Source organism: Flavobacterium sp. N2550 (assembly GCF_025947265.1).
In the GTDB taxonomy this organism is placed as follows: domain Bacteria; phylum Bacteroidota; class Bacteroidia; order Flavobacteriales; family Flavobacteriaceae; genus Flavobacterium; species Flavobacterium endophyticum.
Genome location: NZ_CP110007.1, coordinates 1,006,295 through 1,028,989 on the forward strand (window position 1 = coordinate 1,006,295; position 22,695 = coordinate 1,028,989).

At 42.5% G+C, this 22,695-nt stretch carries 14 protein-coding genes and 1 tRNA gene; 4 read left to right on the forward strand and 11 right to left on the reverse strand.

Annotation, left to right across the window (positions count from 1 at the left end; translation table 11 throughout):
- Positions 1-3: 3 nt before the first annotated feature.
- On the reverse strand, positions 4-5,274 hold the full coding sequence (locus OLM56_RS04365; protein ID WP_264528451.1) for a gliding motility-associated C-terminal domain-containing protein: 5,271 nt from the start codon (positions 5,272-5,274) through the stop codon (positions 4-6).
- A 434-nt stretch (positions 5,275-5,708) separates the two neighbouring features.
- Between OLM56_RS04365 and OLM56_RS04370 the strand changes: the two genes are divergently transcribed.
- Positions 5,709-7,583, forward strand: coding sequence for a tetratricopeptide repeat-containing sensor histidine kinase (locus tag OLM56_RS04370; protein ID WP_264528452.1), 1,875 nt, complete (start codon positions 5,709-5,711; stop codon positions 7,581-7,583).
- 36 nt (positions 7,584-7,619) lie between these two features.
- Here the strand turns inward: OLM56_RS04370 and pdeM are convergent, their stop codons facing one another.
- The 5 genes from pdeM to OLM56_RS04395 form a co-directional block, all read right to left on the reverse strand.
- Entirely contained in the window at positions 7,620-8,264 is a 645-nt protein-coding gene (gene pdeM, locus OLM56_RS04375) for a ligase-associated DNA damage response endonuclease PdeM (protein ID WP_182493221.1), read from the reverse strand.
- 26 nt (positions 8,265-8,290) lie between these two features.
- Positions 8,291-10,750, reverse strand: coding sequence for a ligase-associated DNA damage response DEXH box helicase (locus OLM56_RS04380; RefSeq protein WP_264528453.1), 2,460 nt, complete (start codon positions 10,748-10,750; stop codon positions 8,291-8,293).
- A gap of 14 nt (positions 10,751-10,764) precedes the next feature.
- A complete protein-coding gene (locus OLM56_RS04385; protein ID WP_264528454.1) occupies positions 10,765-12,369 on the reverse strand; it encodes an ATP-dependent DNA ligase in 1,605 nt (534 codons plus the stop codon).
- Complete coding sequence (locus tag OLM56_RS04390; protein ID WP_264528455.1) at positions 12,366-13,403, reverse strand: ligase-associated DNA damage response exonuclease; 1,038 nt, start codon at positions 13,401-13,403, stop codon at positions 12,366-12,368. Before OLM56_RS04390 ends, OLM56_RS04385 begins: the two co-directional genes overlap by 4 nt.
- Before the next feature lie 155 nt (positions 13,404-13,558).
- A tRNA-Arg gene (locus OLM56_RS04395) sits at positions 13,559-13,630 on the reverse strand.
- A 176-nt stretch (positions 13,631-13,806) separates the two neighbouring features.
- Between OLM56_RS04395 and OLM56_RS04400 the strand changes: the two genes are divergently transcribed.
- Complete coding sequence (locus OLM56_RS04400; protein WP_121375837.1) at positions 13,807-14,364, forward strand: helix-turn-helix domain-containing protein; 558 nt, start codon at positions 13,807-13,809, stop codon at positions 14,362-14,364.
- 18 nt (positions 14,365-14,382) lie between these two features.
- Complete coding sequence (locus tag OLM56_RS04405; RefSeq protein ID WP_264528456.1) at positions 14,383-14,835, forward strand: response regulator; 453 nt, start codon at positions 14,383-14,385, stop codon at positions 14,833-14,835.
- Between the two features lie 24 nt (positions 14,836-14,859).
- Here the strand turns inward: OLM56_RS04405 and OLM56_RS04410 are convergent, their stop codons facing one another.
- From OLM56_RS04410 to OLM56_RS04420, 3 genes are all read right to left on the reverse strand, one after another.
- Entirely contained in the window at positions 14,860-15,516 is a 657-nt protein-coding gene (locus OLM56_RS04410) for a DUF6766 family protein (RefSeq protein ID WP_264528457.1), read from the reverse strand.
- Between the two features lie 134 nt (positions 15,517-15,650).
- Positions 15,651-18,332 carry a T9SS type A sorting domain-containing protein gene (locus OLM56_RS04415; protein ID WP_264528458.1) on the reverse strand — a complete coding sequence of 894 codons (2,682 nt, stop codon included), beginning with the start codon at positions 18,330-18,332 and terminating at the stop codon, positions 15,651-15,653.
- Between the two features lie 177 nt (positions 18,333-18,509).
- Positions 18,510-19,244, reverse strand: a complete 735-nt coding sequence (locus tag OLM56_RS04420) for a DUF6261 family protein (RefSeq protein ID WP_264528459.1) — start codon at positions 19,242-19,244, stop codon at positions 18,510-18,512.
- A gap of 720 nt (positions 19,245-19,964) precedes the next feature.
- On the opposite strand from OLM56_RS04420, the gene dcm reads away from it, so the two are divergent.
- Entirely contained in the window at positions 19,965-21,254 is a 1,290-nt protein-coding gene (gene dcm, locus OLM56_RS04425; RefSeq protein WP_264528460.1) for a DNA (cytosine-5-)-methyltransferase, read from the forward strand.
- On the opposite strand, the gene OLM56_RS04430 is transcribed toward dcm, so the two are convergent.
- Together OLM56_RS04430 and OLM56_RS04435 are read right to left on the reverse strand one after the other, a co-directional pair.
- Complete coding sequence (locus OLM56_RS04430) at positions 21,251-21,868, reverse strand: hypothetical protein (protein WP_264528461.1); 618 nt, start codon at positions 21,866-21,868, stop codon at positions 21,251-21,253. The two genes, dcm and OLM56_RS04430, sit on opposite strands and share 4 nt — an antisense overlap.
- Positions 21,852-22,520, reverse strand: a complete 669-nt coding sequence (locus tag OLM56_RS04435; protein ID WP_264528462.1) for a BglII/BstYI family type II restriction endonuclease — start codon at positions 22,518-22,520, stop codon at positions 21,852-21,854. The genes OLM56_RS04430 and OLM56_RS04435 overlap by 17 nt, the downstream gene beginning before the upstream one ends.
- Between the last annotated feature and the right edge of the window lie 175 nt (positions 22,521-22,695).

The window sequence follows — 22,695 nt, forward strand, 5'->3', positions numbered from 1 at the left end:
TAGTTATTTTACGATTGTTATTGAGCCGCGTTTGGTAATCTTATTGCCTTCCATGATGGTATAATAGTACACGGGATTTTTTAGGGAATAGGTAAATGAGCTTTCCGGCCAGTTGTTCAGGTATCTGTTGGACCTGAAAACGATTGCTCCATCGGGACCATAAATTACTACTTCCACATTCTCGTTATTGACGAATTTGGTCGGTAGGTTCCAAGTGTCGTTTACCCCGTCGTTATTTGGCGTTACTACATTAGGTATGGCCATCATGTTGTTTTCCATTCCGGTCACGATAAATTCTTTGGTCACTCGGCATTCTCCGACTTTGGCTATCAGCGTATAGGTTCCAGGTTCTTCTATTTCTATAGACGGACTGTTGGAAACCAGCTCTCCGTTGAAATACCATTCATACGATTGGGCACCGCTTGCTGTCAGCGTTATGGATGTTCCGATGATCAATGTGATTTCTCTCGGAGAATCTACCGTTATCTGAGCCATGTCAAACGGTATGATTTCAAGCGAATTGGATGTAACGGTACAGTTTTCGTAGCTTACTACTAAGAAATAACTTCCTGCATTGTTTACCGTCAGAGTACTTTCTATCCCGATGATGGTCGAGCTTCCTTGCTTGTACCATTTGTAAGTGTATTCCGGATTGTTGATATTGCTTCTTATCGTAACGTTGCTCTCAGAAGAACAAAGGATATCGTTCGTAGAAATTACCACTTCATTAGCAAAACTTAAGTTGATGGCAACGGTGTTAGACAGTATAATAGCATAACCAGGAATTGTAACCTGCAAGCTATAAGTGCCGCTGTCATTAGGATTGCTTATAGCCAGAGTTGTAGAAGTAGCTCCCGCAATTGGCTGTCCGTTTTTAAGCCATTGGTATTGATAATTGAACGCATTGTTTAAAAGATTTACAGGACCTGATGGCACTACTGCGTTGAATGCGCTTATGCTCAGTTGGGCTGTCGTGCTACCGCATTGCTGAAAATCGCCGTTTGCCGCAATAGTAACGGTCATCTCGCTCGGATAATTTATGCGAAAGGCAACTTCTTTTGTGATGACACATGCTTGGGTTTGCCTTACGACGGCCTTGTACAATCCGTCTAGATTTACGGCAAAAGAACTGCTGTTGGAGTTGCTGATTAGTATATCGTTTCTGAACCAGTCAATCGTAGGCTGCAGCGCATCGGTAGTGACAGAAAGCGTCTTTATTTCCCCTGGGATAATAGTGTCAATCAGCGGACTGTTGGGCGTAAGCATAAAATCGCTTTCTCTGATTTCGAGCGCGTTTGAGTTGAAAGTACATGTTCCAGTAGCTACAGTCAGCGTATAAGTTCCTGTTTCTGTCGCAGTATAATTGGGGTTGTTTCCACTGCTGATTTCGATACCGTTCTTTAGCCAAGTATAGGTGTATGAACTGTCTGAAATACTACTGCTGATGACTACCTGCGGGTTTTCAGGACACAGCTGTCCGACTGCAGTTATGGCCAATGGCTGTCCGGAAATTAAATTTACGATTATTTCATTCGAGAATACCGGCGCAAAATCAGGCAATGTAGTTCTCAGCTTATAGGTGCCGTTTTCTGTCGGACTGCTAAGTGTTATGGTAGATGAAACGGCTCCAGACACTGGATTCCCATTCTTGAGCCATTGGTAAGAATAGCTCGAAGTATTGGTAACGGCGATGTTTCCTGCCGACGTAATTGCTGTCAGAGTTGAAAGGCTTAAAGTAATCGAAGTACTAGAGCATTGCTGATAATCTGAGTTGGCGGCGATAGTGCTTTCGAAGCCCGTCGGATATTCCAAGACAAATATTTTTTCTGCTATAGCATTACATCCTTGCGTCTGGGTCACGACTACCTTATATGTGCCATTCTGAGTGGCGGCATAGCTGCTTTGGTTAGCCCCTGCAATAAGAATGTCGTTTCGGTACCATTGAAATTGAGGCTGAACAGCATCAGTAGTGACAGTTATTATTTTAGTTTCTCCTGGAAGGATAATATCTGTCAAAGGGGAAGTACTTGTTATATTGATTTGTCCGATTTCAAGAGTGATGGCATCCGATTGTCTCGTACAACCGCTATGGCTGATGATCAAGTAGTAGCTGCCTTCAGCATCGGCAGTATACGTACTGGCGGTTGCTCCCGAAATGGGCAAGGTATTTTTATACCATTGATAAGAATAAACAGCGTCGGTTATGCTAGAAGAAAGCAAAACAGTCGAGCCTTCGCAAAGCACTCCAGAACTGCTAATTATCGGGCTTTCTGGCGCCAATTTTATAGCCACAGTATTAGAAAACACAGGAGCAAAATCAGGAAGGGTAATGCTTATCTTGTAGTCCCCGTTCTGTGTCGCGCTGCTTATAATGTGACTATTGCTTACGGCTCCTGCTACTGGACTATTGTCCTTGTGCCATTGGTAAGCATAAGCACTGTTGGAAGTATTGGTCAAGTCGATAACTCCTTGTGAAGTATTTGCAGTAAAGCTGGTTATTGCAAGCGTCACAGGATCGTTACTGCAAGGCGTGTAAGAGGCATCCGGAGCGATGGTTATCTGGAAGCTCGTAGGATATTCCAGTACAAATATTTTTTCGGCTACAGCATTACATCCTTGGGTTTGGGTTACGACCACTTTGTAAGTTCCATTCTGAGTAGCGCCATAACTGCTCTGGTTGGCTCCGACAATCAAGATATCATTTCGATACCATACAAATTGAGGCTGTACAGCATCTGTCGTGACAGAAAGCAATTTGGTTTCTCCAGGCAAGATAATGTCTGTAGCTGGAGAAGTACTGCTGATGCTGATCTGAGCTATGACAAGAGAAATCGGGTCAGACTGTCTTGTACAGTTGCTATTGCTAATTACAAGATAGTAGCTGCCTTCCGCATTTGCGGTATATGTACTGGATACCGCTCCGGGAATCGGCAGGCTGTTTTTATGCCATTGATACGAATAAGCTGGATCGGTTATGCTGGAAGAAAGTAAGACGGTCGAGCCTTCGCATAGCACTCCCGAACTGCTGATGGTTACATTCTGCGGTGCCAGCTTTATGTCTATACTGTTCGAAAATACAGGAGCAAAGTCAGGTAGCGTAATGCTGATTTTGTAGCTTCCGTTCTGTGTCGCGCTGCTTACCGTATGATTTCTGCCTACAGCTCCTGCCACAGGAATATCATTCTTATGCCATTGGTAAGAATAAGTGTTTGATCTGTTGGTCAGGTCAATAATTCCTTGAGAGGTGTGAGCAATGAAACTGGTTATGGAAAGAATTGCAGGCGCGCTGCCACAAGCGGCATAAGCGGCATCTGGAGCGATAGTTACTTCGAAACTCGTAGGATATTCCAGTACGAATATTTTTTCTTTCTGGACAAGACAGCCTTGGTTTTGAGTCACGACTACCTTGTATGTCCCATTCTGCACAGCATTATAGCTGTTTTGGTTGGCTCCAGCAATCAGGATATCATTTCTGTACCAAGCAAATTGCGGAGTTACAGCATCCGTAGAAATAGAAAGCGTTTTCTGCTCGCCCGGAATCAATATGTCAAGACTTGGCGTTGTCGTGGTTATATTGAAAGTAGCTATCTGCAAAGCAAGCGTATTGGACTGTCGGGTACATGCGCCGCTCGTGATGACAAGATGATAGTTGCCTTCTGCGGAAGCAGTATAAGTATTCGAAACTGCGCCTGCAATCGCAATATCGTTTTTAAACCATTGGTAAGTGTAAGCTGGATTTGTTATGTTCGATGAAAGCAGGACCGTGCCGTTTTCACAAAGGCTGCCTCCGCTGCTTATGACAGCATTTTCAATCGCCAGATTTACATCCAAAGCATTAGAAGTGATCACGCCAAAATCAGGAATGGTAATTTTAAGCACATAGCTTCCGTTTTGTGCAGGACTGTTAATAAGCAGCGATGGCGTTACTGCGCCTGCTACGGCGATGTTATTTTTGTACCATTGATACGTATAATTGTTGGTGCGTCCGATAAGATTTATAGGGTCATCTTCGGTAATGGCGTCAAACTGTGCAATAGACAGCGTTGTTGAGGAACTTGCGCAAGAACTGTATCCGGCAGCTGCCTGAATTTCTACATCAAAGCCAAGAGGATAAACTACCGATACGGTGCTTTCTTTAACGATGTTGCAAGGCACGGCTTCGGTCACGACCACTTTGTAAGTTCCTGCCTGCGTAATGTTTAAAGAAGATTGGATAGCGCCTGGAATAGCAGGCCCATTTTTATGCCACTGGAATTGCGGATTCTGCGCATCGGTTACAGCATTAACGGTTATGGTTTCTCCGGGAATCAATACTATCTCAGACGGAGTGCTGAGCGACAGATTGAAATCGATTATTTCTAACGTAATTGGGTTCGATTCAAAAGTACAGCCGCCGACCGTGATTTCAAGATGGTAGACGCCTCCTTCTGATGCTTCATAGGTAGAGGCATTGGCTCCGGGGATAAGGATATTGTTCTTGTACCACTTATAAGAATAGCTGGCATTTTGAAGAACGCTTGTCAAAGTCCGCGTATCGTTAGGGCAGATAGCGGTCGAGTTGTCTTCGGCTTGGATGGTTGGCGACAGCGCGCTCTGGGCTTGTACCTGTACGATATTAGAATACGAATTCATCACGCAGGTCCCGTAATCCACAACAACATAGTATGATCCTGGCTGGGTGACTCTAAGCGACGGCCCGTCTTCTCCCGGTATTTCGATAAAATTTTTATACCATATGTAATTCAGTGCTGGATAATACAGAGGAGAGGCCGGAGTTCCGTTATTGTCAATCTGCAAAAGATAATCTTCGGCTCCGCACAAAGTCACGGTACCATTGTTTCCATTAATCGAGAAAGGCTGGTTGTGCACAGCGTAGTAGGCCGCAAAGGCATTGCTGTTTGGGCTGACTTTTACAGGATTTGTACTTCTGACGCGGATGCGGTAGCCTTCTCCATACGTATCTGGCGGCAGGCTGAAATTGCTGGTTACGGGTGAAGTGGTATTGGTGAGTGTCTTTACGATTACGGGACTTGCAAAACTTCCGTTTCTGTCGGAAAGCTCAACGATAAACTGGTTAGAGGCGCCCAGATTCTGTACCGGAAAGAAAGAGAATGAAAAATTATAAGTATTGAAACTTGCCGAAGCACAGGCCTGCGTGAAAGCGATAGAAGGCGTCGAGATAGTTATCTGCGAATAACTAAAGCCTGCAAAGCCCAGCCCAACAAGGAAGCAGTAAAGCAAACACAGTTTTTTCCGCTGATTATATGTTTTCATGGCAAACCTTAAGTTATCAATACTCTGGCAATGCTATTAAATATACAGTTCCCCCAAATTGTATACTAATAACTATTAATGTTTCCCTTTTGTCTTATAATCACTTCTTCATTAAAAAATTTAAATAGCTTAAATTTTATCAAATATGAATTCCTACAATTCATCTCTTGTTTTAAGAGGTCTCAAAAATAGTAAAAAAATGTATTTAATCGATAAAAATTACACTTAATCGATTAAATTTTTTTTATTGAAATTTTAATCTTAGGAAAGGCGAAATAAAAAGAAGAAGATTTTTAAAGATTTGGCTCTTAAAGTAAAAATCATGTAATTACGTCGTCATTTTGGTTTTTAGAAACTCTGATTCCTGAAATAATGGTTTTGCTTTTGCATGCTTTTAATTGCTATTTTTACGTCAAATAAACTACCACAAAAAGATGCCCAGATTAGTACCCCTAAAATACGTTTTGCTTGCTACTTCATTCGTTTTATTTTCTCTTTCTTCTTATTCACAGACTCAAGAAATCAGATCGATACAAAAAAAACTACCTCATGTAAAGGACAGTATTTCCTATGTCAACAGTATCAACCGTATCGGAATGCTGATGCATCTCAAGAGTCCCGACAGCAGTTTGGTGTATGCCATGAATGCGCGTGCCGTTGCCGGAAGAATCGGCTATAAAAAAGGAGCCGTTGATGCCGAAAACGTAATCGGTATTGCGCTAGCCCTAAAAGGACTGAACAGAGAAGCTAACAAGATTTTTGGTGAAGTGCTTGCTTCTTACGAGGCGATGGGCGACAGGCCCAATACGGCCCAATTGTACATGAATTTCGCCAGCATCCAGATGCAGCTCGGAAATCCAAAGCGTGCTATCGAGTACAGCAGGAAAGCTTTGGAGATCGGTAGGGAAATCCCGAACGATAGTATCATGTCAAAAGTCTATGCCAATTACTGCATCGCCAATCCGGAGCTTTTTGAAGACAGCGTGCAATATTATCTAGGAAGATCCAATAAGATAGCAGAAAGATTAAAAGACGAGCAAGTACTTATCGGAAATAAGCAAATTCTCGCGCTCTTTTATCTTCGAAGAGGATTGGGCACTATAGCGCTTCCGTTACTTGAAAGCTCTCTTGCAGAAGCCAGGACTGTCAAATTGGAAAGACTGCAGTTGGTAAGCCTTAATTTTTTGGGTGAATACTATGCTGGCAATGGCAATCCAACACTTGCCCTGCACTATATGGAAGAGCAACTAAAGCTGGCAGAAGCGAATGGTTATGATGAATTGAAAGCTCCTGTACTGATGTCGGTACTCCGTTTTGCCAAGATGCTCGGGAATTCTGAAAAAGAAAAAGAAATCACCGAGAAAATCATTGCGGCCCAGATGCAGCGCATGGTCAGCTTGGAAAAGTTTGTCGGCGATTACGTCCACTACAACCAAATACAGGAAAATAACAGAAATCTGGAACGATCACAGAAAATATCCCGACAGACTATTGCAATTCTCGGCGGTTTTTCTCTTTTGTGTGCCGCCCTGTCGCTGCTTTTATGGCGTGCTTTTAGGAAAATCAGGCGCGATTCTAAAAAGAAGGCCGCACTGTACGATATTATCGATAAAAAGAATGCTTCCCTTGAAGAAGCAGACAGCATGAAATCAAACCTGGTCTCGATCTTGGCGCACGATTTCCGTTCGCCACTTATCTCTACCCTTTACATGGTGCGACTGCTTGAGCGCGATACCGAACTTACCCAAGCGGATAAAGATACTTTCTATCGCACAATAAGTGACGACATCAACGGCATCCTCGAAAATTTTGATGCTACGCTTCAGTGGATCAAGCGCCAGCTCGGCGAATTCAAGATCAATCCGGAACCAGTCAATATGCGTGAGCTTCTTGATGAGGCCATCAGCGGCTATAGCATGCAGTTCAAGGAAAAAAACATTACCGTAATCAATAATGCTCCAGAAGCCATCTTGGCGGAATCGGACAAAGAAATGCTCCAATTTGTCAATCGAAATCTGCTGTCGAATGCCTTAAAATTCTCTCCCGAAAACAAGACCATTATCTTGGACGCGGCGAAGCAGGATTCTGAAATCGTCATTTCTGTAGAGGATGAAGGTACGGGTCTTTCTAATGCCCAATTGGAGAAGCTTTTTTCTATCAGCAGCAAAGGTGGAACGATGCACGATGGTGCAGGCATTGCCTTATCCTTCAGCAAGGACTTTATCGTCAAATTAGGCGGCAGGATATGGGCCGAAAACAGGGAAGCTGGAGGCAGTCTTTTCTCTTATGCCGTTCCGTCTAAAAATTAACTGTTGGCCTAAATCTCAGCAACTAGGGATACGTATTTAAAGTGCCTTTGAGATTTTTATTACTTCTTCTTTCGTGATGACATACGCCACATCGCCAGGCTTGAGTTCCATGACAGAAGTTCCCGTAAATTCGCCAAAAGCAGGCAAGATTATCTGTTCTCCCGATCGGAAAAAGCAGGGCAGTTTTAAAAACTGACGTCCTTGTCCTGTTAGCATAACCGAGGGATGGATGTGTCCCGAAAAGGTAAAAGCACCTTCGCGTTCTTCTGGGAAATGAGTCAGCAGGAAACCATCAAGCAGCCATTCGCTTACTATAGGAATATGCAATTCTTCATATTTCTGCGGACTCACAATATCGTGGTTGCCGGCTATCAGGATAATAGGCAGCGCTGTACGGGCTACCCATTCTTCAAAGAAATGCCATTCCTTGTTTAAAGCACTGTGAAACAGGTCGCCCAAGAAGCAGATTTTTTCAGGAACAAAATACGCTACAAGTTCGTCGAGCCTGCTAAAATTCATAAAGATTGCCTTGGCAGGCAATGCCGATCCGTGTTTCCTGAAATGCGAAATCTTTCCGAGATGCGCATCCGAGATGAGGAGCATTTTCTTGCCAACCCAATAGAGCGCCCCGCTGTTGTGGAGCACAAAGGTTTGTCCGTTAATTTCTATTTCTAATGTCATGCAAGAATTTTTTTAGTGGTAGCTGGCTATTTCATATAGCTGGCGGTCATCTTTTTTATGCGTTCTGCGAGCGTTTCGGTAGACAATCGTTCCCTCAGCCTGTCTGTGATTATCGGAAAGCTAAAAGGCGTCGGCTTCTCGCATGGCTTCCATACAATCTGCTGGTTTTGTATGCGCTCCAAGGCTTCAATGAGACGGCCTTCTTCCAGCTGGTGCTCAAATGTTTCCCGATAAGCTTGTTGCAATAATAAATTATCCGGTTCATAATCCCTGAATACTTCAAAAATCAGCTGGGACCCGCTCTGCAGGTGTTTGGTTTTTATGATTCTGCCGGGATATCCACTAAAAACCAGTCCTGCTATGACGGATATGTCCCTGAATTTTCTTCTGGCAATCTCAGTAGCATTCAAGCTTTTCTGAAGATCGTGATGCAGGTGCTCGGGCGTGAAAAGGTTATTGTCCAGCACCTGCTGTATGTCGATTTCAGTATCGCTCAAGAGCTCAAAGCCGTAATCATTATACGCAAGCGAAAAGGTAATCGGCGAAAGCAGGCTTATCCGATACGCCATCAGGCTTGCCAATGCCTCATGCACAAAACGGCCTTCAAAAGGATAAAACAAGGCATGATAGCCTTCGCGGGTCTTGAATGTTTCTATGAGGAATTCGTCTGCATCGGGCACAATAGATTCCTTGCGCTGGCGGGCAAAGAGAGGTGCAAGCGCATGCAGTTCTGGCGACCTGGCATGCGCATTGGCCGCATAAAGTTCCTGCCGCAAGAGCTCGCTCATCTGGGACGAAAGTGTCATCCTACTTCCCATCCAACTCGCGTGCTGTGCTTTTGCAGACGGATTGGCCCTGCGTACCAAGACTTCCATGTTTTTTGTGCGGTACAGTTCTAGCTTGCGTCCGGCAAAAATAAAAACGTCTCCGGGATACAGTTTGGAAGCAAACGATTCTTCGATGCTGCCGATATAACCGCCGCCGAGAAATTTGACATTCATGACCGCATCGCCTACAATAGTGCCCATCTGCATGCGATGACGAAGCGCGACACTTCGGCTATTTACCTTAAAGAGTCCATCGGGTTCTATATCTACTTTTTTGTATTCGTCATAGGCTTCGAGGCTCTGGCTTCCTTTGGTAATAAAATTAAGTACCCACGTCCAATTTTCTTCTGTCATGGCTTGGTAACAGAAGGTGCTTTTTACCTCTTTATAGATTTCAGAAGGATAAAATCCGTCCGATACCGCTAAGGTCACGAGGTATTGTACCAAGACATCCCAGCTGTTCAGATAGGGAATGCGGTCTTCTACTACAGTTTCTTTAACGGCGCGTTTCAAGGCCGATGCTTCTACGAGCTCTATGGCATGGGTTGCCAGAAAATAAATGACGCTCTGCTGGCCGGGACGGTGACCGCTGCGTCCGGCACGCTGCAGGAACCGCGCCACGCTTTTGGGCCCGCCAATCTGTATGACGGTTTCGACAGGCGCAAAATCTACTCCGAGGTCAAGGCTGGAGGTGCAGATGACGGCCTTGAGCTGTTCATCGCGTACCGCCTGTTCTACCCACTGCCTTGTTTCGCGGCTGATGCTTCCGTGGTGCATGGCCATATCGCCTGCAAACTCGGGATATTTTTCTAACAGGGCCTGAAACCAGATTTCGCATTGGGCCCTTACGTTGGTAAACACAAGGGTTGTCTTGCTGGCCTTGATGATTTTGGCCACTTCATCGATAAGATGGAGTCCCATGTGGCCTCTCCACGGATACGTGTCCATTTTTTCAGGGATGATCGACTGGACTTTTATCTTTTTATGGATATGCGCCTTGACAAGTGTCGAATTTTGGAACGCTTCAGATTCCGGTCCGAGCAATACTTCCCGCGCCTGATCAAGATTGCCGATGGTTGCCGATATTCCCCAAATGCGTAGATTAGGCGCTATGGTCTTTAGCCTCGACAGCGCCAATTCGGTCTGTACGCCGCGCTTGGTACCTAAGAGCTCATGCCATTCGTCTATGATGATGGCAGCACAGCCTTTAAAAATAGTATCATAGCCTTTGGAAGCCAACATGAGCTGCAGGCTTTCGGGCGTGGTAACGAGCAGGTCGGGCATCTTGGTTTTCTGTTTGCTTTTTTCAGACGATGAGGTATCGCCGGTACGGACGCCTACTGTCAGGCCGGTTTCTAAATCGTAGGCAGCTCTTTCGGCGGCCTGTTTTATTTCGACAGACAAGGCTCGGAGCGGCGTCACCCATACCGCTTTTAGGCCTGGCGCGTGTTTTGTCTTGTACTGAGGGTTCTTCTTGATATAGTCGAGCATGATCGGCATCCACAGGGCATAGGTCTTGCCGCTGCCTGTTGGGGCATTGAGCAGGCCGTTCTTTCCTTGGAGGAAAGCTTCCCAGGCCTGCAGCTGGAAGGCATAGGGTTTCCAACCTTTGCTAGCAAACCAGCCTTTGGCTATGTCAAAAAGTTCGTGCCTGTTCATGGTGTTTCTGACGTTTATTTCGGGATCATGCTTTTTAAGTCTTCAATGGTGTTGGCGTCTTCTATTTTTTTATCGGTACGCCATCTCAATATACGCGGAAAGCGCGTGGCTATGCCGCTTTTATGTCGAGAAGAAAGCGCGATGCCTTCAAAACCGATTTCAAAAACCAGCTTGGGTGTCACGCTCCGCACGGGACCAAAACGTTCCAACGTGTTTTTCTTTATAAAATCGTCTACCATCCTGAACTCGGCGTCGGTCAGGCCAGAATAGGCCTTTGCAAAAGTAACGAGCTCTCGGGTTCCGTCTTCCTTATCTTGCCAAAGCGCAAAGGTATAATCGGTAAACAGGGTAGCCCTGCGGCCGCTGCCTCGCATGGCGTAGGTGAGTACCGCATCGATGGAAAAGGGCTCGAGCTTCCATTTCCACCAGTCGCCTTTTTTGCGGCCTACGAGATAAGGCGATGTCTTGCGCTTCAGCATCAGGCCTTCGCTGTTCAGTTCGCGGGCTCGCGCTCTTTCTTCGGCAACAGCCTCCCAATTGTCCAGTTCGATGCGTTCCGAAAGCTGCAAAGGGAGTCCATAGTCTTTTACAGTGTCATACAGCTGTTCGAGCAGGTGTCTTCTTTCTTCAAACGGGCGTTCCCGTAGGTCTTCGCCCTGCCATTCCAAAAGGTCGTATGCTTTGATGATAACTGGCGTTTTGAGAAGCAGCGCCTTGGATAGTGCCTTGCGCCCAATCCGTGTCTGAAGCTCGCTAAAGGAGCCTATCTTGCCTTCTTTATACGGCAGGATTTCACCGTCGATAACGGTACCGTCGGGAATGCTGCCGAGGAAGCTCTGGAACTCCGGATATTTGTCGGTAATCAATTCTTCGCCTCGACTCCAGAGGTAGAGCTCTCCATTTCGGACAATTGTCTGTGACCGTATGCCGTCCCATTTGTGTTCAATGCTCCAGTCGCTGCAATCGCCCAAGTTTTCGGGTTCCGACTCTAGCGCATAGGCGAGATAGAACGGGTAGGGCTTGGAGAGATAGTCTTGGCTTTTTTCTTCGAGTATCAGTTTTTGGAAAGTAATCTTTTTGGGATTCCAGTCGCCCATTAGTTTATAGGCCAATATGTCTTCATCAATGGCTACGGCTTTGGAAAGCGCGCGCGTCATCAGTTTCTGGCTTACGCCGATACGGAAGCTGCCGGTAATTAATTTCGTAAAGACAAAGCGTTCGTAATAGTTGAGCATAAGCCAGTTTTCGTGGAGGTACTCCCGTTTTTCTGTATCGCTTTTTGTTTTTAGGGCAATCATTTCGCCTACGTATTCGCTCAGGCTTTTTTCGGAGTGTTCTTTAGCATCGGGTATGATGAGGGCTATGGTTTCGGCGAGATCGCCTACGATATGATAGGATTCTTCAAAGAGCCATAGGGGAATATGAGCAAGTTCAGAAGCCCACAGCCTGAGCAGGGTCGTATTGACCGGTCTCGGCGGACGCCGATGCGAGAGCAGTGCGATGGTCCATACCTTGTCGGGATCGCTGGCATTGCGGAAGTATTCCGTCAGGGCATCTACCTTGACCGATGTCTTGTTGGAGCTGTCCAGTGCTTTTATGAGTGCTGCAAAATTTCTCATAGTGCTTCTGTGTTTTCAGCTTCGTTTTCTTTGGCATCGCTTGGCTCTTCTTCATCACCTTGGTATTGGGTGTTTTCCGTAACAGCATCATAGCCGATCTCGCGGAGGTAGGCACTGAATATCTCGCTATAGCCATGCGTGCAAATTATTCTTTCGGCTCCGGTTGCCTGTACGCTTTCCAGCAATCCCTGCCAGTCGCAGTGATCGCTGAGCGCAAAACCTTTATCAATCGCCCTGCGTCTTCGGGCACCGCGAAAGGCCATCCATCCGCTTGCGGAAGCGGTAACATAGGGTGCCATCTTCCGGATCCAGACGGTACCATGCGCACTGGGCGGTGCCAACACCATGCTTCCGGGGAAGGCTTCTTTTTTGGTTTCTGGAGTAATGCGTATCGTAGCAGGAAAATCGACCATAGTTCGCAATACTTCGGTCATGTTTTCGACGGCTCCGTGGGTATAGATCGGGCCTATGTGCGGATCAAGATGTTTCAGCAGGCGCTGTGCCTTGCCCAAGGTGTATCCAAAAAGCACAGAGGTCTTGCCTTCTGCCTTGTTTTGTGCCCACCATTTGTTGATATCGTCCATAACTTCGGCTTGCGGGAGCCATCTAAAGGCAGGGAGTCCAAAAGTGTTTTCGGTAATCAGCGTATGGCATTTGATGGCTTCATAGGGTGTAGAAATGCCGTCGTCTTCGGTCTTATAATCTCCCGTGAATACCCATACTTCTCCTTTATATTCTACTCGGACCTGCGAACTGCCGATGATATGGCCTGCTGGATGCAGCGAGAATTTGACGCCGTTTATCGTAAAGGTTTCTCCCCATTCTTTGCCTGTCACCACGATACTGCCCAAACGGTGCTTGATGATGGGCACGTTCATGTGGTGGGTAATATAGTGCTGGTGTCCCCATCGCGAGTGGTCGGCATGTCCGTGGGTGATGATGGCATTTTTTACGGGCCGCCATGGGTCAAGATATACATCGGCCTGCGGGCAATAGATGCCCTTGTCGTTAAATAGGAGCAACTTTTGTTTCATAGCAAAAGGGACAATAGCTAATGGAAGCCTTGTCTTATAAAGTTACAATCGTGAAGATGATTTTGAAAGCTGTTTCTGAGAAGTTTAACTTTTGTGGAAGGAAAAAAGGCTTCTCAAAATAGAGAAGCCTTTTTTTATTTAGGAATTATCGTTTGTAGCCTCGGCGGGGATCGAACCTGCATCAAAAGTTTAGGAAACTCCCATTCTATCCATTGAACTACGAGGCCATGGTGCAAAAATAAAACAATTAGCGGTTTATTAAAAGGTCTTCGTGCTTTTGTGGTTGTTTTTTTGCTTTTCGGTTTTTAACGGAATGGACTCACATGCTAAGGGTTTCCCAAAATTGTAGTTCGAAACCTTTTTATTATTATATTTATACGACCATTAAACCAAGCACTTATTTATGAAGAAGACCTACATTAAATATGATATTAATGCGGCCTGCCGTGCGATTATGCAAGAACAGCTGACAGGCCTGGGGATTGATTATGAGCTGGAAGAACTGGGCGAAATCGTAATCAAGAAAAAGGTACCTCCTGCCATTTTCATGACATTGCAGGCTAACTTGAAGCGCTACGGCATCGATATTCTCGATGACCAAAAGAGCCAGCTGATCCAGCGGATCAAGAATACGATTATCGATATGGTAGGGCGAGACAAGCTGCCGAGCTCCAAGATCTCGCATTATCTGGCAGAACGGCTGCAGATGAACTACAATTATATATCTGCTGTGTTTTCGGAGCATACGCATACGTCGATCGAGAATTATATCATACTCCAAAAAATAGAACGGGCCAAAAAGCTGCTGCTGCACGATTTGTCACTGACGGAAATATCGCACCTGCTCAGCTACAGCAGCGTTGCCCACCTGTCGGGACAGTTTAAAAAAATGACGGGGCTTTCGCCTTCCGCATTCAAGAAAATTATCAGTGAACGAAAAAAAATCGCACATACAAACTAACTTAATTAACTATTATCTATGGCAAAAGAAGGGAAAATGCATATCGTGCTTGCGGACGATGACCAAGATGACCGCGAGCTTTTTAGGGAGGCTATTGAGGAACTAAATCTGGATGTGGAATTAACTCTTTTCAAAAATGGGGATGAACTCCTGGATTACCTCCACGAACCAGGAAACGAAAAGTTGCCTCATATCTTGTTCCTCGACCTGAACATGTTATGTACAAAGTATGACGACTGCCTGACGGAAATACGTCGCCATAGTCGTTTCAAAGACTTGTCTATCGCCATTTATTCGACTTCGAGTTCCGAAACCGACGTGCACGCTACTTTTGTTGGGGGTGCTAATATCTATATTAAAAAGCCCAACGATTTCGAGGTGCTAAAACAATCGCTGCGCGAGGTGCTCAAGATCAACTGGCAGTTCCATACTTCGGGACTGGACAAGGGTACTTTTCTTTTCCGGATTTAGACGGAAAAGGCCTTGTATTTTTTACTATCCTCCTGTTTCGCTATTCGGAGCATCTACAGGCTTAGACTGTGGCGATCCTTTCTGGCGCAGGAAGATGGAGAGGACGATAATTGCCAATACCGAAAGAAATTCGCTCTGCCAGTTCTGGAAGGATTCAAACCAGAATCTCGAATCGCCAAGATAGGTAAGCGGGGTTTCTTGTGGCAGCCCTTGTAAGGCCAGCTGTTCGTTTTCGTCTTTCAGGCTCCCGTAAAAATGCAGGACGAATGAGGCCAAAAAGAGCAGGAACAGGGCAATCGTCAGCGAGTTTTTGTAGAGTCCCAAGATCCATCCGCCTGCCTTGACAGGCCAGGGTGCGTCTTTTCTTCTTTTTGAGGGTTCGCGGTCTACTTCTTCGGCCTTGTCAAAATCTTTGGATTCTGAGGAACCTTTCTGCTGCAGAAAGATGGCCAAGACTACAAATAGCGCCATCTGCAGGAATTCGCTTTCCCAGTTTTCGAAAGTCGCTTGGATAAAATGGCCTGTATGGAGGTATTCTGAGAGCGGTATTGGTGCGACACCATCTTCGTGAAGTTCTTTGTTGTGTTCTCGATATCCAGTTAGCGTCTGTCCGACAAGCGATCCTATAAAGAGGAGCAGGAACACTAAGGAGAGGCTGTTGTTCCGTATGAATTTTTTCATAAGTATGTTTTTCTACGTATAAATGTCTGTCATTTTTTTAGATAGTATCTTATACTTTTTTGGATAAATCTTATACAACAAAAAATCCAGACATTGCTGTCTGGATTGGTATTTAAAATTTTGATTTTTAAGGTTTATTTCTTAATGATTATCTGGGATTTATTATTGATAGTTATAATTTTTACAATGTAGCTTCCATTGGGAAGAGAAGAGATATCAACAGAATTATCATTTATCTTTTTAGTCAAATCGTCTATAAATTTACCAGTTTCATCATAAATCTCAACGTTTGTCAATGAATCTGTTTCTTTGATATCGAAATGAAGCAGATCCTTAACCGGATTTGGATACATCTTCATCTCATTATCAATATTGATTTTGTACAACTCTTCGTTTTTAGTTGTGTCCTTTACAGTATCATTTTCCATCTTTTTAGGCAAGGACAAATCATTATTTACGATGGTTCCAGTTGCTGTATCCATGATGTTTCCGGTAAAATTAGTTGCTGATGCAATGCCTAAAGTAAAGGTTTCATTTGATTCAATAGCTGCATCATCAGTAGTTTGGATTGTAATCACTTCTGATGTCGTACCAGCAGTTATTGTCTTGCTTGTTAGTACAGTATAGTCGTTTGCAGCCGCTGAAATATTAGTGTAGGAGAATGTGACCGTCACATCATTTGGCATCGGGTTGGTAAGGATAATCGGGAAAGCTAATATGCCGCCTTCTGCAACAGAAGCATCATGAATTTGAATAGCATCAATTAAAGGCTCGATAATAATTGATTTTATCTCGGTATCATATTTTGCGTCTATTGACAGGTAATAATCAGAATTTGAATCAAACGAAATGGTCGGAATTATTTCGTAAATATTGAAATTGTTGTAGTTCGCGTCTGAAGTATTCGTACTCAAATACCTGCCTCTTCCTTGCCAGTCATTTGTTTCTGCATACAGGCCTTTTGAGATTGCAAAATAAAAGTCTTCAGAATCTGATGCATGTGCATTGCGTGTCACAATCTTGATTTTTAGATTTTTTGGCAATGTATTGGTATCATTGGATTCTCCTGTAATTTTCTGGCTTATTTGTATCTTGCTGTAATTAGGCGTTCCTGCTTTTAATTTGATGCTTTTCGGATTAAACCTAGTTACGTTGCTGAAAGTTACTCCCAAGTCAGAAATATTGGACGGATTGATAATCATAGAACCATCAAATGCATTTTCAATTAGATTAGAGGACTGGAAGGATTTCCATTCTCTAAAAGAAGACACGTTAGTAATAGTGATGTTTTTGGGCCTGCCGCCAAATGTTATAGGTATATCACGGGTTGGCGTGAATGAATTGGAATTGGCAGCAAAACTTGATTTTGGGACTTCGCTTACAGGTAATGCAAGAGGCGCTTCGCTTAGGTTTAAACTTTTAAAATCTTCATTTATCAGATAGGAGTATTGTCCTCCTAGGCTCAAGCGATTACCAGTAATATCCATTACCAAAGGCACATTTAAGTTGGTCAAGCCTACATTTGTGCAATCAATAAAGGATCGGATGTTATCAGGCCCATTAAAAGGATTGTTTTCAAGAAAATTATCTCTTATGATAACATGGAGTGAATTACTTTTTATAAAAGCACCAGTCCCTGCAGGTCCTTTATAATCTAAAATGTCATTATGGATAATTGAGTTTTGAGAGCCAAATTGGTAGTTCACACCCTGCGGGTCATGTATCCTACTTAAATCCAAGATCGCATATTTCCAAAAGCCTATAAATCGGTTGTTGCTAATGTTATTTAGATCAGACCCTTCCAATTTAATCCCGATATTAAAATTTTCGATCTTGTTATTTGCAATTTCGCAGTCAAAAGCTTTCTTAAATGACAATGCGATTCCAGTATCATCATTACCAGCACTGTCTGACTTACCAATAAAATTGCAGTTTATTATCTTGACTTTTGCTATCGGATATTCTTCATTGGCAAAATTATCGACTGCATTATAAGGCGGCGTATTGTTAATAGAACCTCCAACAACCTGAATGCCGTTTGAGCAATAGAAAATGAGGTTTTCAAATATCAGGCCTTTATCAAATCCATAAATAGGAATATTAATGCATTTAAATACAAAGCCTGTAAATGCGGGCGTTGCGCCACCCGTTTCAAAATAAACTCCGCCAGAACTATAAAGGTGGTAGCTTGTCCTGTCATGATTTAGATTTCTTTTATTTAAGTCAATATAAATTGTTTTGTAAACGGGATAACCGATGCCATATGTAGTGCTATTCTGAACTCGTGCCGGAAAATAAACCTTAGGATAAAAATTTACGGCTCTTTGAATGGAATCCGACCAATCGGCCATAGGGTTCTCGTCATACGTCTGCCACCATTGCGGATACGTTTGGTCAATTTGAGGATAACCGTCTGTTTTACCGGTGCCCGAACAATTGAATAGTTGGTAAATTCCGGCATCAATTGGACCGTTGATCGTCAGTGTTTTTGAATTAGGAATCGTTATTATATTTCCATTCAAGAATTTGAGTGCTTTTGTTGCGCTAACAGTCTTATCATTGATAAGGGTAATATCTTTGTCTATAACCAAGGTATGAAAAGTCGTGGAGGCATTTAAAAAATCAATAGCGCTTTCCAATGTCGTATAGTCGCTTAAATAAATTACAGTTAATTCTGTTGCCAAAGAGGTAGCCACAATAGGAATGTTCGTGTTTCCTATTCCGACAGCCGTATTCGTTGCGGTTGGAAATGTGTTTCGTGCAAACCCCAAAAAAGGGATAAGCCATACAGCAAAAAAGAGCGTAGTTTTTTTCATAATAAGTTAATTTATTAAAGTTGGTTGTGATAAAGATATGTAAAAAGGCAGCAGATTTAGAAGAAGTATTGAGCTAAAAAACAGAAAATTCATACAAACAAAAAATCCAGACATTGCTGTCTGGATTCGGCACAATCCCAATACTAGTGTCGGGATTGTTTTTTGATTTATAGTTCGTTATATTCTCGGATCGGTACCCGCAGCCGTGCCTTTTCGGCGGGCGATCAGGTCAGAAAAGTAGCTTCTTCCGGTGTTCAAGATCGTAAGCAGTTCTGCATAAAACGGCGTGTTTTTTCTTTTTGCCATTACCAGCACATATTCGGCCAGGTCTTTATAGGTTTCCAATATCTTTTTGCGGAGCGCCTTGGTATCAAAAACCTCGGTGGTGTTGATGTTGGTCGAACGGTTGCTGAACAGCGTCTTGAAGTTGGTATTCGCCATTTCCAGATTCATCAGGTGTTTTTCGAGTCCCAACTTTGTAGCAGCGGCCGAAAACCGCGGGCTTCGTATTTCGGCGATAAAGTTGTCTAGTGCCAGGCTTTCGGCTTCAAAATTCATGTGTTCTACACGTTTATAGGTCCTGAGCAAGGTCATGAGGAGGTCGTAGGCTTTCTTTTCGTCTTCATCATCGGTGTGTCGGAACGTGCTGACCACAGTGCGTACCGTCGTCATCTTTCTGTCTCGGATGTAATCCAGATCCATCAGTTTTTTAGATTCGGCCCAGCTTTGGATCTGCATCAGCGCACGGTCATAAATAGGGGATTGTTGGAGGAGGCTCTGGTAGAGGGCGTTGAATTCGGCATCTTCTGTCGGTACCAGAGTAGAGTTCTTAAAGTCAGTCAGGAATCGGATGATAAATTGTCCGGATTCTACATACTGTAAATGACTTGTGTTTAATTTGTGAAGTTTCATGGCTATTATGTTTAAATTGTTAATAATACCGCTATAACGTATATAAAAACAAAATATTTTATTTTAATGTTATTCTTTATAATAAAATATAACAAATAATACGGTTTTATATTAAAAATGATGGTTAATCGCTTCTTTTGGCTTAAAAGAAGCCGTCTAACACAGTTGACAGGCTAAAGTAAGGTCATTTTGAGGTGTCTAACACAGTTGACAGCTTCTTTCAACTCGGGAGAAGCCGTCTAACACAGTTGACAGGCTAAAGTGAGGTCATTTTGAGGTGTCTAACACAGTTGACAGCTTCTTTCAACTCGGGAGAAGCCGTCTAATAGAGTTGACAGGCTAAAGTGAGGTCGTTTTAAGGTGTCTAACACAGTTGACAGCTATAGTAAATTTGTTTTTAGGGGGTCATCGCGTTGAGTCTTGGAATTGAAATTTTCTTAAAACGATTCTGTAGTGTATCAGAACGGATATAGGGCAGAAGCTGACGGATATACATTGTCCAAAATTTCCATTTTGTTTTGATGTATGTTTGGACTGAAATTTAAGATTACGACGCATAGCGCCGTAAATACCTTGAAGTGGTTAAGGGGTAAATATAGATTGGTTAATGAAAAGCCTGATATGAAAGTATTGGGCTTTTTTTGTTGGGGTTTTTTAATTATTTTTTTTCAAAGATAGTATTCTAGAAATTCTTTTTTTAGGAGGATTTTGCAAGCAAAAATGATAGCAATATTGTTTATATTTGCCAAAAACGACTACTATAAAGTTACCATGATAAAGACAATTGAGCTATTTGCAGGCGTAGGCGGTTTTAGAATTGGCTTAGAAAGAGCAAATAAAAAAAACAAAAAAAAACCTTATGAAATTGTTTGGAGCAATCAATGGGAACCATCTACAAAAACTCAACATGCTTCATTAATCTATGAAGAAAGATGGGGAAATGAAAACCACGTTAATGTAAGTATCGAAGATGTTGAGGTTAAGGACATTCCAGACCATGATTTATTAGTAGGAGGGTTTCCTTGTCAGGATTATTCCGTAGCTACTACTTTAAAAAATTCAAAAGGTTTATTGGGTAAGAAAGGTGTGTTGTGGTGGTCTATTCACAGAATTCTAACTGAGAAAAAGAAAAAGCCGAAATATCTCATCTTGGAGAATGTAGACCGTCTTCTTAAATCTCCAAGCAATCAGAGAGGGAGAGATTTTGCTGTAATGTTAAAAGGCTTAGATGAACTCGGTTATGCTGTAGAATGGAGGGTTATAAATGCTTCTGATTATGGCTTTCCGCAAAGACGCAGAAGAGTTTTTTTTATTGGTTATCATAAATCAACAGACACATATAAAAAAATAAAGAGTGACTCTCTAGATTCTTGGGTTTTACATGATGGTATAATGGCCAAGTCTTTCCCTATTTCTCAAGAAGTAATTTCCGAAAGTTATTTTGATATACATGGGGATTTAAAAGAAGTAAGCGATACTTTTGGTTCTGGAACAAAAATATCTCCCTTCCTTAATTCTGGGGTGCTTCTAGAAGGGCATATCTATACGGCTAAAACAGTTCCTAATTTTGATGGGAAGAAAACAGCAATAAAGGATATTATGCTAAAAGTAGACGAAGTACCACAAGAATACTTTATTAGCGAAAATGAACTGGATAAATGGAAATATTTAAAAGGAGCTAAAAAAGAAATACGTAAGAGCAATAGTGGTTTTGAATATAATTATGCTGAAGGAGGAATGATTTTTCCTGATTCGATTGATGAACCTTCTCGAACAATTATTACTGGAGAAGGAGGAAAATCACCATCAAGATTTAAACATGTCATTTCAACAAGCAAAGGCTTAAGAAGACTTCTTCCGGTTGAGCTTGAAAGATTAAATATGTTTCCAGATAACCATACTGAAATGGACGGTGTTTCAGATACTAAAAGAGCATTTTTGATGGGGAACGCATTAGTGGTTGGAATAGTTGAGCGTATTGGAGAAGTAATGGCTGCAGAAGAATTTTAATGAAGTTTTTTAGCTACACCTGATTCTATCAGGAAATCTAATTTAAGAACAATATTTATTGGTTGTTCCGCCTTACCTTTTGAAAAGTAGAAATTGCCTTCTGAACGAGTCTCTAATTCAGGAACTAGTATTCTTTCGTCTTGGCTTCCTCCACGAATAGATTGATTTATCTCTGAGATTTTATCATAAGTGAGTCCTTTTGAAGTCAATAAATTAATGAGTTTTTTTCGGTTGATTGAGAATATCTTGCAACTCTTAAAGCCGCTTTCTGGTGTTTCGTAAGTATTGCAAGTGATAGCTGTTATAGTAAAATAGAAATCTGTTAGTTTGCTATTATCATATAACCACCCTAATTTTTGTTCTCTATCTTTTAAATACGTAATTTCAAAAGCAAAGGTTGGGAGGTCTTCCTCTAAATAATCTAATTGTGCTTTTTCATCAATAAAGAATTGTTTACCGTCTTTCGAGAGTATAATATCGATTCCTTTATGTTGTTGTTTAGAATCAGAAACTCTTTCTATTTCGAAACCTTCAAACATATCTGGATAAAGCTGATCCAAATATTTTCCTAGTAAATATTCTTTTGTAAGATCTTGATCAAAATTGGATTTCATTAGGATTGGCTTTAGATTGTTGAGTGTCATTCATGATAATCTGACCAATCTTTTTTCGTGGGGCGTATTGGTGATGCTGAACTCGAAAAGAGTCAGGAGCGTCTAATCCTATTATAAAAAGAGGTATAGTAAGGACATTATTTAATGGAGGTAAATATTCTAAGTATTTCTCATAAGTTCCTACTGCGCCATCAAAACCGCCTAATCTTTTTAAGGCTTCAGTAGCAGTAATTACTACGCCAATTTTTGTTTGTATTGCTTTATTGACATGATTCAATTCGCTGGCTAAGACAGGCTTTAAAAGATTCCAAGCAATAACTGAAGAGTGGTTAAATGCCACTTCAATTGAAATGTCACGTTTAGCAAAATCCAGTCTCCATGTATCTCCTTGGTATTGACTGTCTTGAAAAATGGCTGATTCTTGATGCCAGCCAGAAGCAATAAATTTTTCTCTCAATAAATGATTTATTGCTCTTGACAAACTCATCGGGGTATATTCTACGTTTATAGCTCCATAAGAATTATGTTTGTCAATCAAATCTGCTTCAGATATTCCGTCAATAATCCCGGTCATTTCATAAAACTGTTCTATAAATTCAGGTTCATGAAAAATAACTCCCGCATGCCTAAAAGAGTAGTGTTTGTAATTCATTATTGATGTCTTCAAGAATTTTGGGCGTCTTTATTCAAGAGCCCGAGTTGTTTTAAAGAAGTATTTCTCTCCTTATTGATACTAAATCAATTACATATATAAATCACTTCAACGACTCTAAATCTGGAAATAAAAATCTATGAATTTAGAATTATGTTTTAAATTAATATAATAT

Bases quoted from the DNA above. Each gene is read 5' to 3' on its own strand.
- OLM56_RS04365 (WP_264528451.1), bottom strand. From the start codon at position 5,274: ATGAAAACATATAATCAGCGGAAAAAACTGTGTTTGCTTTACTGCTTC.
- OLM56_RS04370 (WP_264528452.1), top strand. From the start codon at position 5,709: ATGCCCAGATTAGTACCCCTAAAATACGTTTTGCTTGCTACTTCATTC.
- pdeM (WP_182493221.1), bottom strand. From the start codon at position 8,264: ATGACATTAGAAATAGAAATTAACGGACAAACCTTTGTGCTCCACAAC.
- OLM56_RS04380 (WP_264528453.1), bottom strand. From the start codon at position 10,750: ATGAACAGGCACGAACTTTTTGACATAGCCAAAGGCTGGTTTGCTAGC.
- OLM56_RS04385 (WP_264528454.1), bottom strand. From the start codon at position 12,369: ATGAGAAATTTTGCAGCACTCATAAAAGCACTGGACAGCTCCAACAAG.
- OLM56_RS04390 (WP_264528455.1), bottom strand. From the start codon at position 13,403: ATGAAACAAAAGTTGCTCCTATTTAACGACAAGGGCATCTATTGCCCG.
- OLM56_RS04400 (WP_121375837.1), top strand. From the start codon at position 13,807: ATGAAGAAGACCTACATTAAATATGATATTAATGCGGCCTGCCGTGCG.
- OLM56_RS04405 (WP_264528456.1), top strand. From the start codon at position 14,383: ATGGCAAAAGAAGGGAAAATGCATATCGTGCTTGCGGACGATGACCAA.
- OLM56_RS04410 (WP_264528457.1), bottom strand. From the start codon at position 15,516: ATGAAAAAATTCATACGGAACAACAGCCTCTCCTTAGTGTTCCTGCTC.
- OLM56_RS04415 (WP_264528458.1), bottom strand. From the start codon at position 18,332: ATGAAAAAAACTACGCTCTTTTTTGCTGTATGGCTTATCCCTTTTTTG.
- OLM56_RS04420 (WP_264528459.1), bottom strand. From the start codon at position 19,244: ATGAAACTTCACAAATTAAACACAAGTCATTTACAGTATGTAGAATCC.
- dcm (WP_264528460.1), top strand. From the start codon at position 19,965: ATGATAGCAATATTGTTTATATTTGCCAAAAACGACTACTATAAAGTT.
- OLM56_RS04430 (WP_264528461.1), bottom strand. From the start codon at position 21,868: ATGAAATCCAATTTTGATCAAGATCTTACAAAAGAATATTTACTAGGA.
- OLM56_RS04435 (WP_264528462.1), bottom strand. From the start codon at position 22,520: ATGAATTACAAACACTACTCTTTTAGGCATGCGGGAGTTATTTTTCAT.